The organism is Pseudomonas sp. NY15374 (assembly GCF_048068255.1).
Lineage (GTDB): Bacteria > Pseudomonadota > Gammaproteobacteria > Pseudomonadales > Pseudomonadaceae > Aquipseudomonas > Aquipseudomonas machongensis.
This window is the reverse complement of the sequence record NZ_JBLUPZ010000011.1, coordinates 209,022-231,147: the sequence shown is the minus strand read 5'-3', so window position 1 is coordinate 231,147 and position 22,126 is coordinate 209,022. Positions and strand designations below refer to the sequence as shown.

The window sequence follows — 22,126 nt, the reverse complement described above, 5'->3', positions numbered from 1 at the left end:
ATTTCCAGGAACCGCCGACGATGGAACACCGTGAAGCGCTGATCGCGCTGCGCACCTTTCTCTCCTCCCAGATCCTTGGCCAGGAGAAGCTGGTCGAGCGCCTGCTGATCGTCCTGCTCGCCGACGGGCACATGCTGGTCGAGGGTGCACCGGGCCTGGCCAAGACCAAGGCCATCAAAGAGTTGGCCGAGGGTATCGAGGCGCAGTTCCACCGTATCCAGTTCACCCCCGACCTGCTGCCGGCCGATATTACCGGCACCGAGATCTATCGTCCGGAAACCGGCAGCTTCGTGTTCCAGCAAGGGCCGATCTTCCACAACCTGGTCCTGGCAGACGAGATCAACCGCGCCCCGGCCAAGGTGCAATCGGCACTGCTCGAGGCCATGGCCGAGCGCCAGGTCAGCGTGGGCCGCAGCACCTACGAGCTGTCGCCGCTGTTCCTGGTCATGGCCACGCAGAACCCGATCGAGCAGGAAGGCACCTACCCGCTGCCCGAAGCGCAACTCGACCGTTTCCTCATGCATGTGAAAATCGGCTTCCCCGACGCGGCCGTCGAACGTCGTATCCTCCAGCAGGCCCGTGGCGAGGCGCTGGGCGGCGAGGTCAAGCCGGAGCGCCAGGTCAGCCAGCAGGCGATCTTCGCCGCACGCAAGGAAATCCTCGGCCTGTACATGGCCGATGCCGTTGAGGAATACCTGGTGCAACTGGTCATGGCCACGCGCACCCCGGCCAAGTTCGACAGCGAACTGGCCGACTGGATCGCCTACGGCGCCAGCCCCCGTGGCTCGATCGCCCTGGACCGCTGCGCACGTGCCCATGCCTGGCTGGCCGGGCGCGACTTCGTCAGCCCGGAAGACATCCAGGCCGTGCTGTTCGACGTGCTGCGCCACCGCGTCATCCTGTCGTTCGAAGCCGAAGCTGCGGGCATCGACCAGGACCGTGTGGTACAGCGTATCCTCGACGTCGTCGCCGTCGCCTGACCCCATGCCCGCCACGCACCTCGCCGAACCCGGCATCCGCATCGGCCTGGCCGAGCTGATCGACATGCGCCACCGCGTGCGCGAGATCCAGCTGTTCTCCCGGCCCGGCCAGCGCAGCCCGCTGGTGGGCCTGCACCATTCCAAGCTGCGCGGACGCGGGGTCGACTTCGACCAGGTGCGCGTGTACCAGGCCGGCGACGACGTGCGCAACATCGACTGGCGTGTCACCGCTCGCACGCAGGAACCCCACACCAAGCTGTTCCATGAAGAGCGTGAGCGGCCGATCTTCATCATGGTCGAGCAGAGCCAGCGCCTGTTCTTCGGCTCGGGCCTGATGTTCAAGTCGGTGCTCGCGGCCCAGGCGGCGGCGTTGTTCGGTTGGGCCGCGCTGGGCCATAACGACCGCATCGGCGGCCTGGTGTTCGGCGACAACGAACACCACGAGATCAAGCCCCGGCGCAGCAAGCAGAGCCTGCTGCAACTGCTCAACCGCCTGGCCAAGGTCAACCAGTCGCTGCACACCGAAGCGCTGTCCCAATCCGACAGCCTGGGCCTGGCCTTGCGCCGCGCGCGCGAAGTGCTGCGCCCCGGCAGCCTGGCCATCGTCATCTGCGACGAACGCGCACTCACCCCAGCCGTCGAACAGCACCTGGCAATGCTCTCACGCCACTGCGACGTGCTGCTGATGCCGGTCTCCGACCCTCTCGACCACGCCCTGCCCGCCGCTGGCCTGCTACGCTTCGCTCAACGCGGCGCGCACCTGGAGCTCGACACCCTGGACGCCAACCTGCGCCAGCTCTATCGCCACCAGGCCGAAGCACGTATCGAACGCTGGGAACTGCTGGCGCAGAAAATGCGCGTGGTGCTGATGCCGTTGAGCACCCAGAGCGAAATGATCGAGCAGTTGCGCGAGTACCTCAACCAGCGTCCGGGAAGCGGCCAATGAACCCGCTCGACCAGCTGCAACCCCTGATCGCCCCGCCGGCCATCGGCCTGTGGCCACCGGCGCCGGGCTGGTGGCTGTTGCTGGCCCTGCTGCCGCTGCTCGGCTGGGGGCTGTGGCGCCTGCGCCGCTGGCGGCCAGGCCGACGCCAGGCGCCGCCCGCCGAACAGCCGCTGGACCCGATCCGCGTCGAAGCCCTGGCCGAACTCGCCCGCCTGCCGCGCCCCTACGACGGTGCACCGGCGGGTGCCTGGCTGCAGCAGATCAATGCCCTGCTCAAACGCCTGTGCCGCAATCACTACCCTGGCGCCAACAGCCACACGCTCAACGGTCGCCAGTGGCTGGCGTTTCTCGACAACCGCTGTCCAGCCGCGGGCCTGACCCGCTGGATGGTACTGGTCGAAGGCGCCTACAAGCCCGAGTGCAAGCTCGACGACAAGGCCATCGCCGGGCTCGCCCAGGCGGTCGAGACCTGGATTCGCAAACATGTTTGACCTGGCCTGGCCGTGGATCTTCGCCCTGCTGCCGCTGCCCTGGCTGATGCGCCTGCTGCTGCCTGCCGCCGACAGCGGCGAGCCGGTGCTCAAGGTGGGCTTTCTCGATGAACTTGAAGGCCTTGCCGGGCGCCGCGCCCGCCTCAACCTGCCAACCTGGCGCCAGCAGGCGCCGTTCGTGGTGATCTGGCTGCTTCTGCTGCTGGCGGCCGCCCGGCCACAGTGGCTGGGCGACCCGGTACCGATCGCGGCCAGCGGCCGCGACCTGCTGGTAGCGGTGGACGTGTCGGGCTCGATGGACTTCCCCGACATGCAATGGAAAGGCGACGAAATCAGTCGCCTCGACCTGGTCAAGGCGTTGCTTGGTGACTTTCTCCAGGACCGTGAAGGCGACCGGGTAGGGCTGATCCTGTTCGGCAGCGAGGCCTACCTGCAAGCCCCGTTGACCTTCGACCGACGCACCGTGCGCACCTTCCTCGACGAAGCGCAGATCGGCATCGCCGGCAAGAACACCGCCATCGGCGATGCCATCGGCCTTGCGGTCAAGCGCCTGCGTCAGCGCCCGGCACAGAGCCGGGTGCTGGTGCTGGTGACCGATGGCGCCAACAACGGCGGGCTGATACATCCCCTGACGGCCGCGCGCCTGGCGGCCCAGGAAGACGTACGCATCTACACCATCGGCATCGGCGCCAACCCCGACGCCAGTGGTACCCCAGGCCTGCTCGGCCTGAATCCGAGCCTGGACCTGGACGAAGCCTCGCTCAAGGAAATCGCCGAGCTCACCCATGGCGCCTATTTCCGCGCCCATGACGGCGCCGAGCTGAACAGCATCGGTGACACCCTCGATCAGCTCGAACCAGTGGCCCAACAACCCACCCAGGCGCGCACCGCCAGGGAGCTGTATGCCTGGCCGCTGGCCCTGGCGCTGCTGCTCAGCGTCCTGTTGGTGATCGCCGTGCAGTGGCCTGACAATCTGCTGCAACGCGCGCTGCGTCGACCACGCTTTCTGCAGCCCCACCCCGAATGGCGCCAGCGCCTCAAGCGCCTGCGCCTGAGGAGGCGGCGATGATCGAACTCTGGCCACAATGGCTGCGCCCACTCTGGCTGCTGGTGGTGCCCCTGCTCGGCTGGCTGCTGTTCAAGCTCTGGCATCGACGCAAGCGTGCCGGACGCTGGCAGATGATCCTGCCGCAGCAGTTCCATGCAGTGTTGCTCGGGGGCGGCAATGGCAGCACCAGCAAGCTGCCGTGGATCGCCCTGGGCCTGGCCTGGCTGCTGGTGCTCCTGGCCCTGCTCGGGCCCAGCTGGCAGCGCCTGGAAGAAACCCGCCAACGCCCTGCCGACCCGCTGGTGATCCTGCTCGAACTGACCCCGCAGATGCTCGCCGAAGACAGCCCGCCCAACCGTCTGGAACAGGCCCGACGCAAGGTGCTCGACCTGCTCGAACACCGTCGCGACAGCCAGACCGCGTTGATCGTCTATGCCGGCAGCGCGCACACCCTGGTGCCACTGTCGGATGACCTGGGCACCACACGCAACCTGCTCGAGGCCGTCGACCCCTCGATCATGCCGCAGCCCGGCCACCGCGCCGACCTGGCAGTGCAAAAGGGCCTGGCATTGCTCGCTCAGAGCGGCCTGGGGCAAGGCCGCGTGCTGCTGATCGGGAGCTCGCTCAGCCAGCAGGAGCGCCAGGGTATCGTCCAGGCCCTGGGTCGCCAGGGCCCCTCTTTGTTGATGCTCGGCGTCGGCACCGCCGAGGGCGCGCCCGTGCGCCAGGCCAGTGGCGAGTACCTCAAGGATGACCAGGGCGCCATCCTCGTACCACGCCTGGACAGCGCCGAGCTCAAGCGCTTCATCGTCGGCACGGGCGGACGCTACCGGCATGCCCGTATCGACGATCTCGACCTGCGCGGTCTGGGCCTGTTCGACTCCCCCCGCGCCCTGCGCAACGACGGCCAGACCCTGCAACTGGACAGCTGGGCCGACCAGGGCTACTGGCTATTGCTGCCCCTGTTGCTGCTGGCCGCCTGCGCCGGACGTCGCGGCTGGCTGTTCTGCCTGCCACTGCTGCTGGCCCTGCCCCAACCGAGCCAGGCGTTCGAATTCCAGGACCTCTGGCGTCGCCCCGACCAACAGGGCCAGCACCTGCTGCAACACCAGCGCCCGGCCGAAGCCGCCCAGCGCTTCGAGGATCCGCAGTGGCGCGGCATGGCGCTGTACCAGGCGGGCGACTACACTGGCGCCGCCCAGGCCTTCGCCCAGGGCAACAGCGCCGCGGCCCACTACAATCGAGGCAACGCCCTGGCCCGCGCCGGCGAACTGGATGCCGCTCTGGATGCCTACGAACAGGCACTGGAGCGCCAGCCCGACCTGCAACCGGCGCTGGACAACCAGGCACTGGTGCAACAACTGCTGCAACAACGCGAGGGCCGCGCCGAGCAAAAACCGGACACCAGCGACGCACAACCGACGCCGAGCCGCGACACCGACGGCAACAGCAGCTCGGCCTCCAGCAGTGCCCAGGGCACGCCCGGCAACGACGAACAGAGCCCAGCGCAGGACGGCGGCGACAGCACCAGCAACAGCAACAACCAGGCGTCGTCCGGCAACCAGGGCGGCGATGATGACAGCCTCACCCAGCCGCCGCAGCGGCCCACCTCTACCAGCCTCGACGCCGAACAGCGCCAGGCCCTGGAGCAGTGGTTGCGGGAAATCCCCGACAACCCGGCGCAGTTGCTGCGACGCAAATTCTGGTACGAACAGCAATTGCATCAGGAACCCCAACGATGAGTCGCCTCGGCGTCTTCTTGCTCAGCCTGCTCTGGCTCACCCTGGCCCAGGCCCAACCGGCGCTGCAGGCGAGTGTCGATCGCACCCGCGTGGAGGCCGGCGAAACCCTGGAGCTCACGCTGGAAAGCCAGGATGTCACCCAGTTCGGCAAACCTGACCTGCGCGCCCTGGAGGGCGACTTCGAAGTGCGCGGCACCCGCCAGCTCAACAGCCTGCACACCCTCGATGGCGAAACCCGTGCCAGCACCCGCTGGATCGTCACCCTGCTGCCACGGCGCAGCGGCAGCCTGCAGATCCCGGAGTTGCAACTGGGGCAGTCGCGCAGCCAGGCCATCGAACTGCAAGTGGTACAACCCGACCCCAATCGCCCGGACAGCGCCTCGCAGGTGTTCATCGAGGCGACCCTCGACAGCTCCGAGGTCTACGTCCAGGCCCAGGCGGTACTGACCCTGCGCATCTACCATTCGGTGTCGCTGTACGACGACAGCAACCTCAGCCCGCTGCGTCTTGAGAACGCCAAGGTCGAGCCGCTGGGCGAGTCGCGCACCTACGAGAAAGAAATCAACGGCGTGCGCCATGGCGTGATCGAAACCCGCTACGCGCTTTATCCGCAACAGAGCGGCGTGTTGCAAGTGCCTCCCCTGACCTTCACCGCCACCGCTGCCGACAGCACTGAACCGCCTGCCGGCGGGGCACGCAGCGGGCGCCAGGTGCAGGTCAGCTCGCTGCCGCTTGACCTGCAGGTCAAGGCCATCCCCGCGACCTGGCCTGCCGGTGTAACCTGGCTCCCGGCCCGCAGCCTCAGCCTGGAAGAACGTTGGAACCCCGACCCGAACCAGCAGCCGACGCAGATTGGTGATTCCCTGACGCGCAGCATCACCCTGCGCGCCGAGGGGCTGTCCAGCACGCAGTTGCCACCGCTGCCGGCTACCGAGGTCACTGGCCTGCGCCGTTACCCGGACCAACCCCTGCTGCGCAACGAGATCAATGAACGCGGCATGACCGCCAATCGTGAGGAGCGCGAAGCGCTGGTGCCGATCCACAGTGGCAACCTGATGCTGCCTGCGCTGGAGGTCACCTGGTGGAATACCCTCGAAGACCATCTGGAGCACAGCAGCCTGCCGGCGCGAAGCATCAAGGTCGACGATAACCCGGCGTTGAGCGCCGACACGCCGGTGGGGGATGTCAGCAGCGGATCTGCGCTGCTCTGGCCGTGGCAACTGGCAACGATGATATTGGCGCTGACCACGCTGCTGGGCTTTGCCCTCTGGTGGCGGGCGCGCTCGCAACCGGCGGTATTGCGCGCATCGCAGAGTGGGCCGAGCCCGCGTACGCTGCTCGACGATCTCAAGCGCGCGACCCTCGCCAACGATCCGCAGGCGACGCGCCAGGCGCTGGACGCCTGGGCGCGGCAGCAACCCGAGACCCTGGCGGAGATGGCGGCGCGCTTCGTGCCCTTGTCCAATGCCCTGGATGGGCTCAATGGCGCGCTCTACAGCGAGGCGGGGCAGCATTGGCAGGGGGATGAGTTGTGGCGGGCGATCGGAGATATTCCTTCGGCTCAGCAGGGGTTGCCTGTGGGTGGGGATGGTGGGGGTTTGCCGCCGCTCTATCCCAAGTGATTTTTCACAGTGTTCGCATGTGATTGCGTGAGGGCTGACAGGTGCTCGCCGATAGATTTTTAGCGCCTGTGAGATCGAGCGCCGCCCGCGCGGCGCTTCGCGGGCAAGCCCGCTCCTACAGTTTGTTTCGGGCCAATGAATCCTGTGGCATTTTCGCGCGACCCCTTTGGCGCACGGCGCGGTACCGAGTCGTACACACCAGGCGTCGCGCGCCTGTGGCACAGGCATACCTGGCCCGAAACAAACTGTAGGAGCGGGCTTGCCCGCGAAGCGCCGCGCGGGCGGCGCTCGATCTCATGGGCACCAAAAATCTTTCGGCGAACACCTATCAGCCTCTACGCAAACACTCGCCTGGCGACCTCGCAGCAACAGCAAAAGCGAACCTGCGCAGCCACTTGGGTTACCATACCCGCCCTCCGAGACCCCATCTCAAGCGCAGCCCCGGCCGCTCGCTTGATTCGACACCAACAGGTCCTCCATGCGTCTGTTTCACACCTCCGACTGGCACCTGGGCCAGAGCCTCCACGGCCAGGAACGCGACTTCGAACACGCCTGCTTCCTCGACTGGCTGCTCGGCCAGCTGCGCCTGCGCCAACCCGACGCGCTGTTGATCGCCGGGGATATCTTCGACACGGTCAACCCACCGGTCAAAGCCCAGGAGCGCCTCTACGACTTCATCGTCCAGGCCCACGAACAGCAGCCCAAGCTGGACATCGTGATGATCGCCGGCAATCACGACTCCGGCTCGCGCATCGAATTGCCCGCCGCACTGATGCGCCGCCTGCGCACTCACGCCCTGGGCCGAGTGCACTGGCTCGACGAAGGCCAGCTCGACGCCGAACGCCTGCTGATCCCGCTGACCAACGCCCGCGGCAAGGTCTGTGCCTGGTGCCTGGCCCTGCCCTTCCTGCGCCCGGCAGAAGTCACCGGCCCGCAACTGGGCGATGACTACCTGCAAGGCATCACCCAGGTGCATCAGCAACTGATCGCCGCCGCCCTTGGCAAGCGCAAGAAGGACCAGGCGCTGATCGCCATCAGCCACGCCCACATGGCCGGCGGCTCGATTTCCGAAGACTCCGAGCGCAGCCTGATCATCGGCAACGCCGAAGCCCTGCCGGCGCGGTTGTTCGACAAGGCCATCAGTTATGTCGCCCTGGGCCACCTGCACAAGCCACAGAAGGTCAACCGGGAGAACCGCATCCGCTACAGCGGCGCGCCTATCCCGCTGTCGTTCGCCGAGATCAACTACCCGCACCAGGTACTGGAGATCGAGCTGGACGGCACCGAGCTGCTCAGCGTCGAACCGCGCCTGGTACCGCGGGCCGTGGCCTTGCAGCGCATGGGCCCGGCACCGCTCGGTGAACTGCTCGAGCAGCTTGCCGAGCTGCCGGTGATCGACCTCCTCGAAGACCCCAACCGCCAGCCGTGGCTGGAAGTGCGGGTACGCCTGGACGAGCCGCAGCCCGACCTGCGGCAACAGATCGAAAGCGCACTGCTGGGCAAGGCAGTGCGCCTGGTGCGCATCAGCGCCGAATATGCTGGGCGCAACGTTCAGGACGAGGACGCACAGGCCTTCGTCGAGCTTTCGCAGATGACCCCGCAGGACCTGTTCGGCCGCGCCTGGGAGCAGGCCTACGGCAGCCCCGTCGATGAACAGACCCTGAGCGACTTCGCCCTGCTGCTGCAGGACGTGCAACTGGAGGAGCAGCCATGAAGATCCTGGCCATCCGCCTGAAGAACCTTGCCTCCCTGGCCGGCCCCATCGACATCGACTTCACTGCCGAGCCCTTGGCCAGCGCCGGGTTGTTCGCCATCACCGGCCCGACCGGCGCAGGCAAGAGCACCCTGCTGGACGCCCTGTGCCTGGCGCTGTTCGGTACGGTGCCACGTCTGAACGAGATCGGCCGCGAAGCCAAAGTGCCGGACGCCGACGGCGAAATCCCTACCTCCGATCCGCGCAACCTGTTGCGCCGCGGCACCGGCAGCGGCTTTGCCGAGGTCGATTTCGTCGGCATCGATGGCAAGCGCTACCGCGCCCGCTGGGAAGCCAACCGAGCGCGTGACAAGGCCAACGGCAAATTGCAGCACAGCCGCCAGAGCTTCTACGACCTGGACGGCGAACAACTGCTGGCCAGCGGCAAGAACGAATACAAGCAACTGGCCGAAGCACGCCTGGGGTTGAATTTCGAGCAGTTCACCCGTGCGGTGATGCTGGCCCAGAGTGAGTTCGGTGCCTTCCTCAAGGCCGACGATCGCGAACGTAGCGAACTGCTGGAAAAGCTCACCAACACGGCCATCTATACCCGCCTGGGGCAGCGCGCCTTCACCCGCTCGCGCGAGGCCGCCGAAGCGCTCAAGGATCTTGAGGAGCGCGCCAGCCACCTGCTGCCGCTGGCTGCCGAGGCCCGCGCCGAACTTGACCAGCGCCTGGAGCAGGCGCAACAGCACTTCAAGGGCGAACAGGCGCGCGAGCGGCAGCTTGAACAACAGTGCGCCTGGCTCAGCGAACAACAGCGCCTGCTGGCCCAACACGCCGAGGCCAGTGAAGCGCTCAAGGCCGCCGAGCACGCCAGCGCACAGCTCAGCGAGCAGCGCATCGATTTGCAACGCCTGGAGCGGCTGGCCCCGCAGCGCCATCAGTTCCACCGTCAGCTGGCCCTGGCCGCCCAGCTCACGCCGCTGGCCGCCGAAATCGCCGAGCAGGTACGCCAGCAGACCGAACTGCACACCCGTACTGGCGAACTGGAGCAGGCGCAGCTCGCGGCACGCGACGCGCTCACGCAATGCCAGGCGCAGCACAGCGAGAACGCTCCCCGCCTGCGCCAGGCCTTTGCCGCCCAGGACGGCCTCACCCGCCTCGACCAGGACCTGGCAAAACAGCACTCGGCCTGCCAGCAGGCTGAGCAGGACCTTGCCGAAAGCCAGCAGCACCTGCAGCAGCTGGAACAGAACCAGCAGCGCAGCCTGGAACAACTGGCCCTGATCGACACCGCGCTGGCCGACAGCCAACACCTGGCGGGCCTGGCCAATGCCTGGCAGGCCTACCTGCCGCAGCTCAAGCAGGTGATGCTGATCGGCGGCCGTCTGGCCAAGGGTCGCGAAGAACTGCCAGGCTTGCAGGCGCAGGCCAGCCAGGCCAATACCCAGCTGCAAACCCAGCGCGACAGTTTCGAACTGCTGTTCCGCGAAGCCAAGGCCGACCCCCAGGCCCTGGCCGAACAGATCGACTTGCTCGGCGGCATGCTGCAGGACAACCGCAAGCAGCAGCGTGCTGTCGAGGAACTGTCGCGCCTGCACGGTCGCGAGATGGAACTGCGCCAGCAGCTCGACGCCCTGCGTGAGCGGCAGCAACAGGCCATGCAGCAGCGCCAGCAACTGATCAGCGACGGCACATCGGCCAAGGCCCGGCTGGAAACGGCAGAACAGGCGCTCGCCCTCACTCGCCAGTTGCTCGATCGCCAACGCCTGGCGCGCAACACCAGCGTCGAAGAATTGCGCGGCCAACTGCGCGACGGCGAACCCTGCCCGGTTTGCGGCAGCGCCGAGCATCCGTTCCACCAGCCCGAAGCGCTGTTGCAGAGCCTCGGCCGCCATGACCAGGCCGAAGAAGAGGCCGCGCAGCAACAGGTCGAGGCCCTCAACGGTCAGCTGGTGGAGCTGCGCACCCAGTTGGGCGTGGTCAACGCCCAGCTCAAGGATTTCCAACAGCAGCAACAGCAACTCGGCCAACAGCTGCAGCCCTTGGTCGCACAGGTGCAGGCCCACAGTCTGTGGCCAGCCCTGGCACCGCAGGACGACAAGGCTCGCAGCGCCTGGCTCGACAGCCAGCTGCGGCGCCTGGACGAGGAAATCGGCAAGGACGAGAAGCGCCAGAGCGCCCTGCTCGCCCTGCAAAAGGACGCCGCCCGCCTCACCCAGCAGTTGCAGGCGGCGCAGGAGGCCCAGCAACAGGCCCAGCGCCATCTGGAGCAACAGCACCAGGCCTTGGCCAACGACGAGCAACAACTGGAACAAGGGCTGAAGGACCTCGCCAGCGTACTGCCGGAGGACGTGCTCAAGGCCCTGAGCGACGACCCGACCCACGCTTTCGTCGCCCTCGACCAGCAGATCACCCTGCGCCTGCAGCAGCTCGAACAGCGCAAGGACGAACAGGAAGAACAGCAGGCGCGCCAGCTACAGCTGGACAAGCTGCGCGATCAGCATCAAGCACGGCTGGACACCCAGGAACAACTGCGCCAGCAACTCGCCGCCCTCGAGGCCCAGCGACAGCAGGCCCAGGCCGCGCTGGCCGAGTTGCTCGGCGAACAGCCCAGCGCCGAAGCCTGGCAACAGCATATGGACGCGCAACTGGAGCAGGCACGGGCGCTCGACGCCGATACCGCACAACACCTGCAGACGCTGCGCACCCAAGGCGTGCAGTTGGCCAGTGAGCTCAAGGCCAACGGCAATCGCCAGCAGGCACTGGAACAGGAGCACCAGCAACTGCACGGCGACATCGCCCAATGGCGCGCCGAACACCCTGAGTTGGACGACGTCGGTCTGGAGCGCCTGCTGGCCATCGACGACGCCGCCGTCAGCGCGCTGCGCCAGCACCTGCAGGACGCCGACAAGGCCGTCGAGCAGGCGCGGGTGCTGCTGCACGAGCGCGAACAGCGCCTGCAACAGCACAGCGCCGATTCGGCCGTCCAGGCGTCGGCCGAAGACCTGCAGCAGAGCCTTGGCGAACTGCGCGAGCAATTGGCCATTCACGAACAGCACTGCGCCGAACTGCGCGCCCAACAGGCCGACGACCAGCGTCGCCAGCAGGCGCACCAGGCACTCGCCGACGACATCGACAAGGCCCGTGGCGAGCGCCAGCGCTGGGGCCGGCTCAATGACCTGATCGGCTCGGCCTCAGGCGATGTGTTCCGCAAGATCGCCCAGGGCTACAACCTCGACCTGCTGCTGCACCACGCCAACAATCAGTTGCGCCAGTTGGCCCGGCGCTATCGTCTCAAGCGCGGCGGCAGCGCCCTCGGCCTGCTGGTGCTGGACACCGAGATGGGTGACGAACTGCGCTCGGTGCACTCGCTGTCGGGCGGTGAGACCTTCCTGGTCTCGCTGGCACTGGCACTGGGGCTGGCGTCGATGGCCTCGAGCACCCTGCGCATCGAGTCGCTGTTCATCGATGAAGGCTTTGGCAGCCTGGACCCCGAGTCGTTGCAGCTGGCCATGGATGCGCTCGACGGCCTGCAGGCCCAGGGGCGCAAGGTCGCGGTGATTTCCCACGTGCAGGAGATGCATGAGCGCATTCCGGTACAGATCCAGGTACGCCGCCAGGGCAATGGCCTGAGCGATGTCGAGGTCTGCGGGTGATCCTCTATTCATTCCGTCGTTGCCCCTGGGCCATGCGTGCGCGCCTGGCCCTGCGTTATGCAGGCTGTGACGTGGAAGTTCGCGAGGTGGCGCTCAAGGACAAGCCAGCCGAACTGCTGGCCCTGTCGCCCAAAGGCACGGTGCCGGTGCTCGATACCGGGGAACGGGTGCTGGAGGAGAGTCTGGACATCATGCGCTGGGCGCTGGGGCAAGACGACCCGCAAGACTGGCGGCTGCTGGCCGATCCACTGGCGGCTGAACGGGGCGAAGCGCTGATCGCGCGCAATGACCGGGACTTCAAGGCGCAGGTCAACCTGTACAAATACGCCGAGCGCTACCCGGAGCATTCACGCGAGCATTACCGCCAGCAGGCCGAAGCCTGGCTGGCGGAGCTCGAAGGCCTGCTCGAGAGCAGGCCTTTCCTGCTGGCGGACCACCCAAGCCTGGCCGATGCCGCGTTGCTGCCATTGCTGCGCCAGTTCGCCGGGGTCGAACCTCAGTGGTTCGCCGAGGCGGCTTATCCGCGGGTGCGGAGCTGGTTGCAGGGATGGCTGGCATCGGACCTGTTCAAGGCGATCATGGCCCGCTGAAAAACCCATTGACCAGGTTTCTGTGGGAGTAGGCTTGCTCGCAAACACCGGCGGAGTCGGTGCCATGGCACCGTGGTGACTGCTTCGCAAGCAAGCCCGCTCCCACAAAAACCTGTCAGGGGTCGATCAGCTGCTGTGCTTGGCACTCAGGGCTGCGTGGAAATGGGCACTCTGGCGCAGGTACTGCTCGGTGTAGCTGTGGGTTTCGACAGTTTTGCCGCGGCTTTCCGACTGGGCATGGACCGGCAGTACGACGGAAGCGGAAATGGCAGAAGCGGCAATGACCGGGAAGAGATTGAAGTTCATCGGTGTGTCCTCGTCTTCGCTGTTTGACAGTGGCCCTCTTGGGCCTTGGGTCAAACTTACGCCGACGAGGCGCTTGGCTGAAATTCATTGCAGCAGTAGCGATTATCAAGCCGATTGATAGTCAATCGAGAAACTTCAGGTCCGAAGGCGCGTCCTGGGGCAGTGTCTGCACCGTTTCGCCAAGCTTGCCGCTGCGCGGATCACGGCGCATGACCACGATCTGGTTGCTCTTCTGGTTGGCCACCAGCAGGAAGTTGCCGCTTGGATCCAGGCTGAATTCCCGGGGGTGATCGCCTTCCACCGAGCGACGCTGCAGCAAGGTCAACTGGCCGTCGTCCTTACCCACGGCGTAGACCACGATCTGGTTGGCGCTGCCGCGGTTGCTGACGTACAGGAAACGTCCATCGGCGGACAAGTGCAGGCCGCCAGCCGCCTTGGCGGCAGGTTCGGTGCTGTCGGTCAACGGCAGGCGCTGACGCTCAAGCAACGCACCGTCCAGAACCTCGAAGGCCACCACCTCGGCACTCATTTCCAGCGTGAGGTAGGCATGCCGTCCTTTGGCATCGAACAGCAGATGCCGTGGCCCGCTGCCTGGCGGCAAGGTGACGAATGCGGGTATCGCCGGGCTCAGCGGCCGGTCGGCACTGGCACCGTCGTAGCGGTAGATGAACACCTTGTCGGCGCCCAGGTCACTGGCATACAGGTGGCGCCCATCGGGCGACTGGACCACCGAGTGCACATGGGCACCGGTCTGGCGCTCGGGATTGACCTTGCTCGGGGCATGGCGCAACTGCTGTAGCACCGCCTTGAGCTTGCCGTCGCGCGCCACCGGGACCACCACCAGGCTACCGCCAGGATCGGGCGCCACGGCGTAGTTGGCGACGAACAGGTAGCGCTGGTCGTGACTGAGGCTGGCGTGGGTCGGTTCATCGCCCAGGCTGGCGACCTGGTTCAGCGGCGTTATCTCGCCTTTGCCACTCACGCCAAAGCTGCTGATGTGGCCCGCGGGCGTCTCGTTCACTGCGAACAGTTGACGCTGGTCGGCAGACAGCACCAGCCAGGACGGGCTGACAGCCTTGACCACTTGCTGGGCTGGTGTGGCGATCTGGCCGCTGCGCGGGTCGAATTGATAACGGTAGATGCCTTGGCTGGCACCTTCGGTGTAACTGCCGACCAGCAAGGTGGCAGCCTGGGTGTGGATCGACAGGCTCATCAGACTAGCGGTCAGCAGGCTCTTGGAGGTCAGCTTCATCTTCGTCATCTTCCGGGGCGCGAAACGCACTCATCAAGACTAGACGGTGTTCTGCTTGGGCATCGTCGAGCAGCCAATCGTTCCCCTCTGCCCGCGCAGCGGCGATCTGTTCGGGGGTGAAGCTCCAGCGGCGCAACTGGCGCCCGTCCATGCATTCGATGGTGAGGCCAGAGCTGTCGCAGGTGAATTCGAAGGCGTGTAGGCCGTCGATCAGGAGCATGTCGCAGGTTTGCAGGGCGGTTGCGAGAGGGGGCATGGGTGCACCTTGGGGTAGGAAGGTGGCCATTATATCTTCGGATCACTGCAAGAGGCCTTGAAACTGTGCAGGAGCAGCCTTGCGCCGCTCCTGCACGAATAGCGTCAGTTTCCTCAATGGGCGAAGATCGAGCCCCCCTCCTTGCCCACCATCTTCTCGGGCTTGATCAGGAACCGTGCCAGCGCCGGCAGCAGCCACAACGCGCCGAACATGTTCCACAGCAGCATGAAGGTCAGCATCAGGCCCATGTCGGCCTGGAACTTGATCGCCGAGAAAATCCAGGTGCACACGCCGATCGCCAGGCACAAGCCGGTGAACAGCACCGCCTTGCCGGTGGAGCGCAGGGTCTCGTAATAGGCTTCCTGCAGCGGCAGGCCCGCACGCAGGAAGCTTTCCAGACGGCTGTAGATGTAGATGCCGTAGTCCACACCGATGCCCACGCCGAGGGCGACCACTGGTAGCGTCGCGACCTTCACGCCAATGCCCATGAACGCCATCAGCGCGTTGCCCAGTACCGAGGTCAGGACCAGCGGCAGAACGATGCACAGGGTGGCGGCGAAGGAGCGGAAGGTGATCATGCACATCACCGCCACGCAGATGTACACCAGGATCAGGATGGTCAGCTCGGCCGACTTGATCACCTCGTTGGTGGCCGCCTCGATGCCGGCGTTACCGGCCGCCATGAGGAACTGCAGGCCTTCCTTGTTGTGCGCATCGGCAAAGGCCTTGGCCGCCGTGATGACGCGCTCGAGGGTCTCGGCCTTGTGGTCGTTGAGGAACACCAGCACCGGCGCCAGCGAGCAGTCGGCGTTGTACAGGCCGTCTGCGCGGGCGATGGAGTTGTTGAGGATGTCCGGGTTGCGCGAGAGGGTCTCCCACTTCAGGCTGCCCTCGTTCATGCCCTTGATGACCTGCTTGGACACGGTCACCAGGGAGATGGTCGACTGCACGCCCGGCGTGTTGTCCATGGTCCACATCAGCTCGTCGATCGGCGCCATGGTCGAGTGGATCGAGCAGCTCTCTGCCGGGGTCTTGACCATGATCACCAGCACATCCGAACTGGTCGAGTAGTTGTTGATGATGAAGCTGTTGTCCTGGTTGTAGCGCGAATCCGGACGCAGCTCCGGCGCGCCCTGGTCGAGGTCGCCGATCTTCAGGTTCTGGCTGTACCAGAGACCGCCGGCAAAGGCGACCAGCGCGAGCGCAATCGACACCGGTGCCACCTTGGGGCTGGCGAAGTTCGACAGCAGGCGCCAGAACGGGTGCTCGCAGACCGCGTCCTTCTTGCTGCGGGCGATGGCCTTCTGGCTGATGCCGACGTAGCTGATCGCGACCGGCAGCAGGATCAGGTTAGTGAAGACGATGACTGCCACACCGATCGAGGCCCCGATGGCCAGTTCGCGGATCACGCCAATGTCGATGATCAGCAAGGTGATGAAGCCCACGGCGTCAGCGAGGATGGCGATCATCCCCGGCAGGAACAACTGGCGGAAGGTGCGCCGCGCTGCGGTCAGGGCGTTGTCGGCATCGCTGGACTGCAAGGCGATGCCGTTGATCTTCTGCACCCCGTGCGAGATGCCGATGGCGAAGATCAGGAACGGCACCAGCATCGAGTAAGGATCGAGGCCGAAGCCGACCGCATGCATCAGCCCTAGCTGCCATACCACCGCCACCAGCGTGGTGATGAGCACGGCGATGGTGCTGCGAATGCACCAGGTGAACCAGTACAGCAACGCCCAGGTGATGACCAGCGCAACCCCGAAGAACATCGCCACCATCACCAGGCCGTCGATCAGGTCACCGACCTTCTTGGCGAAGCCGACGATGTGGATCTTCACGTTCGGGTTCTGTGCCTGGAACTTGTCGCGGATCTTCTCTTCCAGTTGGTGGGAGAATTTCTGGTAGTCCAGCTTGGTCAGCTTGCCCGGGTCTTGCGGGTCGGGGAAGTTTTCCAGCAGCGGAATGTCGACGATGCTCGACTTGAAGTTGTTGGCCACCAGGCGCCCGACCTGGCCAGACTTGAGCACGTTGTCACGCAAGGTGTCGAGGCTGTCCTGCGAGCCGTTGTAGGTATTGGGGATCACCTCGCCGCCGGAGAAACCTTCCTCGGTCACCTCGCTCCAGCGCACGCTCGGGCTCCACAACGACTTCAGCCCGGCACGGTCGACGCCGGGGATGTAGAACACCTCGTCGTGGATCTGGCGCAGGGTCTCCATGTAGTCCTTGTCGAAGATGTCGCCGTTGACCGCCTCGACCGAGATACGCACGGTGTTGCCGAGGTTGGCCAGGTCATTGCGGTGCTCCATCATCTGTTCGATGAACGGGTGCTGCAGCGGGATCATCTTCTCGAAGCTGGTGGAGGGGCGAATCTGCGTGGCCTGCCAGAACAGGAAGATGCTCACCAGCACGCACAGGGCGATGACCACGGGGCGGTTGTTGAAGATCAGCCGCTCGAGCAGGGTGGCCTTGTCCTTGTGGTGGGGCATGTTGAAATTCTCCGGACGGGTCATGGCCGAGCCTCCTCGGCGCCTTCGGCGGTGGCCAGGTGTACGCCACCCTGCCCCACCAGCAGCAGGCCGCCATCGGCCAGACCGCTGACACCGGACAGCGCGATGCGATCGGCGCGGTTGTAGACCGTGAACGTCTGTCCGTCGTCGCGGCTGCGCAGCACGCTGCCACCGTTACCGACCACGACGAGGCTGCCATCATCGAGAAGCGTAGCGTTCGCCAGGCCGAATTCGAGCGCCCCCCGTCCCGCCTCCAGCGGGATGGCTTGCCAGGTGTCGCCAAAGTCGGTGGAGCGGAACAGGTTGCCGCGTAGCCCGTAAGCCAGCAGCGTGTGCGCTTGCCCAGTGCCGGTCACGCCGAACAGCGAACCCTCGTAGGGGCTTTCGACGTGCGACCAGGTCTGGCCGTCGTCGCTGGAGCGGAACATGCTGCCCTGCTCGCCCACGATGAACAGGCCGGCATCCTTCACCTGGGTGATGCCATTGAGGTGCAACTGGTCGGGGTTGTCGAGACGCTCGGCGACGTCCTGCCAGTTCTGCCCACCGTCGGTGGTTTCCAGCAGCGCACCATAGGCGCCGACGGCGAAGCCGTGCTGGGCATCGACGAAACGCACGTCGAGCAGCGGGGCTTCACGGGAGAGGTCTTCGAACTGCTTGCTCCAGGTTGCCCCGCCGTCGTTGCTGGCGAGAATCTGCGCGTCATGGCCGACTGCCCAACCACGCTTGTCGTCGAGGAAGAACACGGCGGTGAGCAGTTGACGGGTTGGCACCCGAGCCTGAGTCCAGGTCTTGCCCTGGTCGTCGGAGAACAGGATATGGCCGCGATCGCCGACCACCACCAGGCGCTTGCCGGCGTGCACGGCGTCGATCAGCAGGCTCTGGCTGGCCTTGGCCGATTCCACCGAATATTCGGCCACGGCCGCGGCCTGTGCGGTACCTGCCCATGTGCCCAGCGCCAGTAACGCGCTGGCCGTCAACGCCAAGGCTCCGCGCCTGGCATCCGCCTTCAGCCATTCCCTCATGACCGCCCCCTGTTGTGTTCTTGTAGTGGGTCAATGCCTTGCAGGTACTGCGAAAACCCTTGATCCAGAGCCCTGCAATAGCTTTGGGCCATCCTATCGGGGAAAATCGCGCGAACACAACGGGCGGGACGTTATGTTTTGTTAACCGCCAAAAAGCATCGCGGGCAAGCCCGCTCCCTGATCCTTGTGGGAGCGGGCTTGCCCGCGAATAGGCCAGCCCGGTTTAAAAGTGAATCAAGCCAGGCTCTTGCTCACCACCTCATACACATCACTGGACAATGCCCCGGAAGCGAGAATCCGCTCCAGCTCGCCCTTCATCAGCGCCTGACGCGCGGCATCGTACTTGCGCCAGCGGGTCAGCGGCGCCAGTTGGCGCGAGGCGATCTGCGGATTGAGCGCGTTGAGTTCGATCACCAGGTCCGCCAGGAAGCGATAACCCGAACCGTCGCCGGCGTGGAAGTTGACCAGGTTCTGCCCGGCAAAGGCGCCAACCAGCGCGCGCACCTTGTTCGGGTTCTTCAGGGTGAAGGCCGGGTGCTGCATCAACGCCTTGACCCGCGCCAGCCCGCCCGGAAGGCTGCTTGCCGCCTGCACGCTGAACCACTGGTCCATGACCAGGGGGTTGTCCTTGAAGTGCTCGGCGAAGGCCTCGAGCGCCTTGGCGCGCTCGGCTTCGAACGGCGAGTTGACCAGCACTGCCAGCGCGGTCAGGCGCTCGGTCATGTTGTCGGCGTGCTCGAACTGCTCGAGGGTCGCTTCCAGCACCTGCGACTTGCCGGTGAGCATCAGGTACGACAGCGCGATGTTCTGCAGGCTGCGGCGGGCGAAGTGCTCGGCTGCGGCTACATAAGCAGTGCTGCGCGACACCTGGCGGTTGGCCTGGTAGCGCGCCCACAGCGCATCGAACAACTGCTCGGCGATCTGCTTGCGGGCGAACTCGCGGGCCGCATGAATCGCGTCGACGTCAGCCACCTGGCTGATTTCGGTGAGGTAGGCCTCGCCGGGCAGCGATAGCATCTCGGCGACCATGGCCGGGTCCAGCGACTCGTTGCCCAGCACCGTACCCAAGGCGGTGATCAGCCGTGGGTCGAGTTTCAGCGCTTCGCCGCGCTGATGCTGGCCGATCAACTCCTGCAGCACCTGCACGGCCAGTTGCTGGCCCGCTTCCCAGCGGTTGAAGCCGTCGCTGTCGTGCTGCATGAGGAACATCAGCTGGTCGCGGTCGTAAGGGAAGCTCAGCTTGACCGGCGCACTGAAGCCACGCAGCAACGACGGAAGCGGCTTGGCGACGATGCCCTGGAAGGTGAAGGTCTGCTCGGCCTCGGTCACCGACAGTACGCGCTGGGTAGCGACATCGGCAGCCGTTTCACCGGCCAATTGCAGCGGCAGGTCATTGCCCTGGGCATCGAGCAGCCCCAACGCCACCGGAATCACGAATGGCAGCTTGTCGAGCTTGTCCGGCGTCTGCGGGCAGCTCTGACGGAAGGTCAGGCTGTAGGTCTGCGCCGCGGCATCGTAGGTTTCGCTGACCTCAAGACGCGGCGTGCCGGCCTGGCTGTACCAGCGCTTGAACTGGGTCAGGTTGACGCCGTTGGCGTCTTCCATGGCCTTGATGAAGTCGTCGGTGGTCACCGCCTGGCCATCATGACGTTCGAAGTACAGGTCGCTGCCCTTGCGGAAGCCCTCGGCGCCCAGCAGGGTACGGACCATGCCTACCACTTCGGCGCCCTTCTCGTACACGGTCAGGGTGTAGAAGTTGGAAATCTCGATGAAGCTGTCCGGGCGCACCGGATGGGCCATGGGGCCGGCATCTTCGGCGAACTGGTGGGTGCGCAGGTAGGCGACGTCCTCGATGCGCTTGACCGTGCGCGAGTTCATGTCGGCGCTGAACTCGGCATCGCGGAACACCGTGAAGCCTTCCTTGAGCGACAGTTGGAACCAGTCGCGGCAGGTCACGCGGTTGCCCGACCAGTTGTGGAAATACTCGTGGGCGACCACCCCTTCGACGCGCTGGTGGGCGGCATCGGTGGCGGTTTCGGCGCGGGCCAGCACGCAACTGGAGTTGAAGATGTTCAGGCCCTTGTTTTCCATGGCGCCCATGTTGAAGTCGTTGACCGCCACGATCATGAAGATGTCCAGGTCGTATTCACGGCCATAGACTTCTTCGTCCCAGCGCATGGACTTCTTCAGGCTGACCATCGCGTGGTCGCACTTGTCGATGTTCTCGGGTTCGACGTAGATGCGCAGGGTCACGTCGCGACCCGACTGGCGGGTGAAGCTGTCCTCGACGCACCAGAGATCGCCCGCCACCAGCGCGAACAGATAGGCCGGCTTCTTGAATGGGTCTTCCCAGGTTGCCCAGTGGCGGCCGTCTTCTGCCGGACCGCTGCCAACCGGGTTGCCGTTGGACAGCAACACCGGGTAGCGGTGCTGCTCGGCGATCACCGTGGTGGTGAAGGTGCTCATCACGTCCGGGCGGTCGAGGTAGTAGGTGATCTTGCGGAAACCTTCGGCTTCGCACTGGGTGCAGAACATCTTGCCGGACTTGTACAGGCCTTCCAGCGCGGTGTTGCTTTCCGGATGGATCTTCACGCTGGTGTCGAGGGTGAAGCGCTCAGATTTGGGGTGGAGGGTCAGGCTACTGTCATCGAGCTGGTAGTCACCGGCCTGCAGCTCCTGGTCATCCAGCGCGGCGCGCTGCAGCTCCAGCTGCTGGCCATCGAGCACCAGCGGCGGCAGGCCGGCGCCGCGCTCGGGGTTGCGGCGCATGACCAGTTGCGCATGGACCAGCGTGTGGTCCTCGAACAGTTCGAAGGTCAGGTGCGTCTCGTCGATCAGGTACTCGGGCGCCTGATAGTCCTTGAGGTAGATCACTTGCGGTTGTTCGGTACGCATGGTGACGATCCTTTTACTGGAGCACGGCCAGCTGGTAGGCCGTGTACTTGCGAATATTGATCACGCCGGTGTCGAAGATCAGGTACTGGCCCTTGATGCCCAGCAGCGTGCCTTCCACCACCGGGTCCTTGTCCAGGTTGAAGCTGACGATCTTCTTCGGGTAGGCCTGGACCGGGTAGCGCATCTCGACCACTTCGGCGTCGGGCAAGGGTTGGATCGCCTGCAGGCCGAAGCGGCCTTGCAGCTCGCGCAGGCCTTCGGCGCAGGCATCGAAGATCTGTTCGCGCACCGCGACCAGGTCCAGTACCTCGGCATCGCCCTTGAGCAGGGTGCGCCAGTTGGTGCGGTCCGGCACCTGGCTGCGCAGCAGGTCTTCGACCAGACCAGACTGCTGGCGAGTGGCCACGCGCATGATCGGCAGTGCCTGGCTGGCGCCCTGGTCGAGCCAGCGTGTGGGCAGTTGCGTGGCACGGGTGATGCCCACCTTGATGCCCGACGAGTTGGCCAGGTACACCACATGGTCGGTCATGCAGAACTGCTCGCCCCACGACGGCTCGCGGCAGGTGCCGGCGTCGTAGTGGCAGCGTTCAGGGGCCATGATGCACACATCGCACTGGGCCAGCTTGGTCATGCAGGGGTAGCAGTAGCCCTGGCTGAAACTGGTCTTGGTGCGCTTGCCGCAATGGGTGCAGTGGATCGCACCGAGGTATTCCAGACGCAGCGACTGGCCGATCAACGGGTTGACCGGCACCTGCTCCTCACCGAGGCGAAAGCTGTACTGCACGACCGGTGCTTCGAGACGCACCGCCATCTTGCTTAAGGAGCCACGAGCGAGTTCGATCAATGTACCGAGTCCGACTTGAACAGGATGTTGGGGATCGGCGCGGACTTGGAGGCGCATTCCTGCGGCCCCATGTAGCCGGTGCGCTCTTCCTCGGGCAGGTTCTGGATTTCCCAGGCAATCACCGCTTGCAGCGACAGCTCCTTCTGCTCGGCGGTGAGCTTGCGGCCATCGGACCATTTGCCGAGTTCCACCGCCGTCTTCAGGCTCTGGTAGATCTCGGGGGTGATGTTTTCAATCATTTGCGCGAAAGTGGACATGAGCGTCTCCTAA

Annotated in this window: 17 protein-coding genes; 9 read left to right on the top strand and 8 right to left on the bottom strand. The window is 65.4% G+C overall.

Annotation, left to right across the window (positions count from 1 at the left end; translation table 11 throughout):
* The first annotated feature begins 20 nt into the window (after positions 1 to 20).
* The 9 genes from ACNFHO_RS22180 (at position 21) to ACNFHO_RS22140 (ending at position 12,774) form a co-directional block, all read left to right on the top strand.
* Positions 21 to 980 (top strand): AAA family ATPase, encoded by a 960-nt coding sequence (locus tag ACNFHO_RS22180; RefSeq protein ID WP_054893623.1) that lies wholly within the window; start codon positions 21 to 23, stop codon positions 978 to 980.
* Positions 981 to 984: 4 nt separating this feature from the next.
* On the top strand, positions 985 to 1,926 hold the full coding sequence (locus ACNFHO_RS22175; RefSeq protein WP_063543919.1) for a DUF58 domain-containing protein: 942 nt from the start codon (positions 985 to 987) through the stop codon (positions 1,924 to 1,926).
* Positions 1,923 to 2,417 (top strand): DUF4381 domain-containing protein, encoded by a 495-nt coding sequence (locus ACNFHO_RS22170; RefSeq protein WP_063543917.1) that lies wholly within the window; start codon positions 1,923 to 1,925, stop codon positions 2,415 to 2,417. The genes ACNFHO_RS22175 and ACNFHO_RS22170 overlap by 4 nt, the downstream gene beginning before the upstream one ends.
* Entirely contained in the window at positions 2,410 to 3,486 is a 1,077-nt protein-coding gene (locus ACNFHO_RS22165; RefSeq protein ID WP_112897781.1) for a vWA domain-containing protein, read from the top strand. Before ACNFHO_RS22170 ends, ACNFHO_RS22165 begins: the two co-directional genes overlap by 8 nt.
* A complete protein-coding gene (locus ACNFHO_RS22160; RefSeq protein WP_414155060.1) occupies positions 3,483 to 5,207 on the top strand; it encodes a tetratricopeptide repeat protein in 1,725 nt (574 codons plus the stop codon). Before ACNFHO_RS22165 ends, ACNFHO_RS22160 begins: the two co-directional genes overlap by 4 nt.
* Positions 5,204 to 6,829 carry a BatD family protein gene (locus tag ACNFHO_RS22155; RefSeq protein WP_153773407.1) on the top strand — a complete coding sequence of 542 codons (1,626 nt, stop codon included), beginning with the start codon at positions 5,204 to 5,206 and terminating at the stop codon, positions 6,827 to 6,829. Before ACNFHO_RS22160 ends, ACNFHO_RS22155 begins: the two co-directional genes overlap by 4 nt.
* A 478-nt stretch (positions 6,830 to 7,307) precedes the next feature.
* Positions 7,308 to 8,543 (top strand): exonuclease SbcCD subunit D C-terminal domain-containing protein, encoded by a 1,236-nt coding sequence (locus ACNFHO_RS22150; RefSeq protein ID WP_416767352.1) that lies wholly within the window; start codon positions 7,308 to 7,310, stop codon positions 8,541 to 8,543.
* The gene (locus ACNFHO_RS22145; RefSeq protein WP_416767351.1) at positions 8,540 to 12,184 is read left to right on the top strand and encodes an AAA family ATPase; all 3,645 of its coding nucleotides are present in this window, start codon (positions 8,540 to 8,542) and stop codon (positions 12,182 to 12,184) included. Before ACNFHO_RS22150 ends, ACNFHO_RS22145 begins: the two co-directional genes overlap by 4 nt.
* The gene (locus ACNFHO_RS22140) at positions 12,181 to 12,774 is read left to right on the top strand and encodes a glutathione S-transferase (RefSeq protein ID WP_416767350.1); all 594 of its coding nucleotides are present in this window, start codon (positions 12,181 to 12,183) and stop codon (positions 12,772 to 12,774) included. Before ACNFHO_RS22145 ends, ACNFHO_RS22140 begins: the two co-directional genes overlap by 4 nt.
* Before the next feature lie 126 nt (positions 12,775 to 12,900).
* Here ACNFHO_RS22140 and ACNFHO_RS22135 read toward each other — a convergent pair whose 3' ends face one another.
* The 8 genes from ACNFHO_RS22135 to ACNFHO_RS22100 all read right to left on the bottom strand — a co-directional run bounded on the left by ACNFHO_RS22135 (position 12,901) and on the right by ACNFHO_RS22100 (position 22,113).
* Positions 12,901 to 13,080: a hypothetical protein gene (locus ACNFHO_RS22135; RefSeq protein WP_063543907.1), complete on the bottom strand. Its 180-nt coding sequence runs from the start codon at positions 13,078 to 13,080 to the stop codon at positions 12,901 to 12,903.
* Positions 13,081 to 13,201: 121 nt separating this feature from the next.
* A complete protein-coding gene (locus tag ACNFHO_RS22130; RefSeq protein ID WP_416767349.1) occupies positions 13,202 to 14,332 on the bottom strand; it encodes a lactonase family protein in 1,131 nt (376 codons plus the stop codon).
* On the bottom strand, positions 14,298 to 14,588 hold the full coding sequence (locus ACNFHO_RS22125; RefSeq protein ID WP_153773411.1) for a DUF5629 family protein: 291 nt from the start codon (positions 14,586 to 14,588) through the stop codon (positions 14,298 to 14,300). Before ACNFHO_RS22125 ends, ACNFHO_RS22130 begins: the two co-directional genes overlap by 35 nt.
* 113 nt (positions 14,589 to 14,701) lie before the next feature.
* Positions 14,702 to 17,074: an efflux RND transporter permease subunit gene (locus ACNFHO_RS22120; protein ID WP_416767366.1), complete on the bottom strand. Its 2,373-nt coding sequence runs from the start codon at positions 17,072 to 17,074 to the stop codon at positions 14,702 to 14,704.
* Between the two features lie 20 nt (positions 17,075 to 17,094).
* Positions 17,095 to 18,117 carry a YCF48-related protein gene (locus ACNFHO_RS22115; protein WP_416767348.1) on the bottom strand — a complete coding sequence of 341 codons (1,023 nt, stop codon included), beginning with the start codon at positions 18,115 to 18,117 and terminating at the stop codon, positions 17,095 to 17,097.
* A gap of 234 nt (positions 18,118 to 18,351) precedes the next feature.
* Entirely contained in the window at positions 18,352 to 21,012 is a 2,661-nt protein-coding gene (gene pepN, locus ACNFHO_RS22110; RefSeq protein ID WP_416767347.1) for an aminopeptidase N, read from the bottom strand.
* 13 nt (positions 21,013 to 21,025) lie between these two features.
* Positions 21,026 to 21,856: a DUF2797 domain-containing protein gene (locus tag ACNFHO_RS22105; protein WP_063543897.1), complete on the bottom strand. Its 831-nt coding sequence runs from the start codon at positions 21,854 to 21,856 to the stop codon at positions 21,026 to 21,028.
* Positions 21,853 to 22,113, bottom strand: a complete 261-nt coding sequence (locus ACNFHO_RS22100) for a YeaC family protein (RefSeq protein ID WP_065861159.1) — start codon at positions 22,111 to 22,113, stop codon at positions 21,853 to 21,855. The genes ACNFHO_RS22105 and ACNFHO_RS22100 overlap by 4 nt, the downstream gene beginning before the upstream one ends.
* Positions 22,114 to 22,126 lie beyond the last annotated feature (13 nt).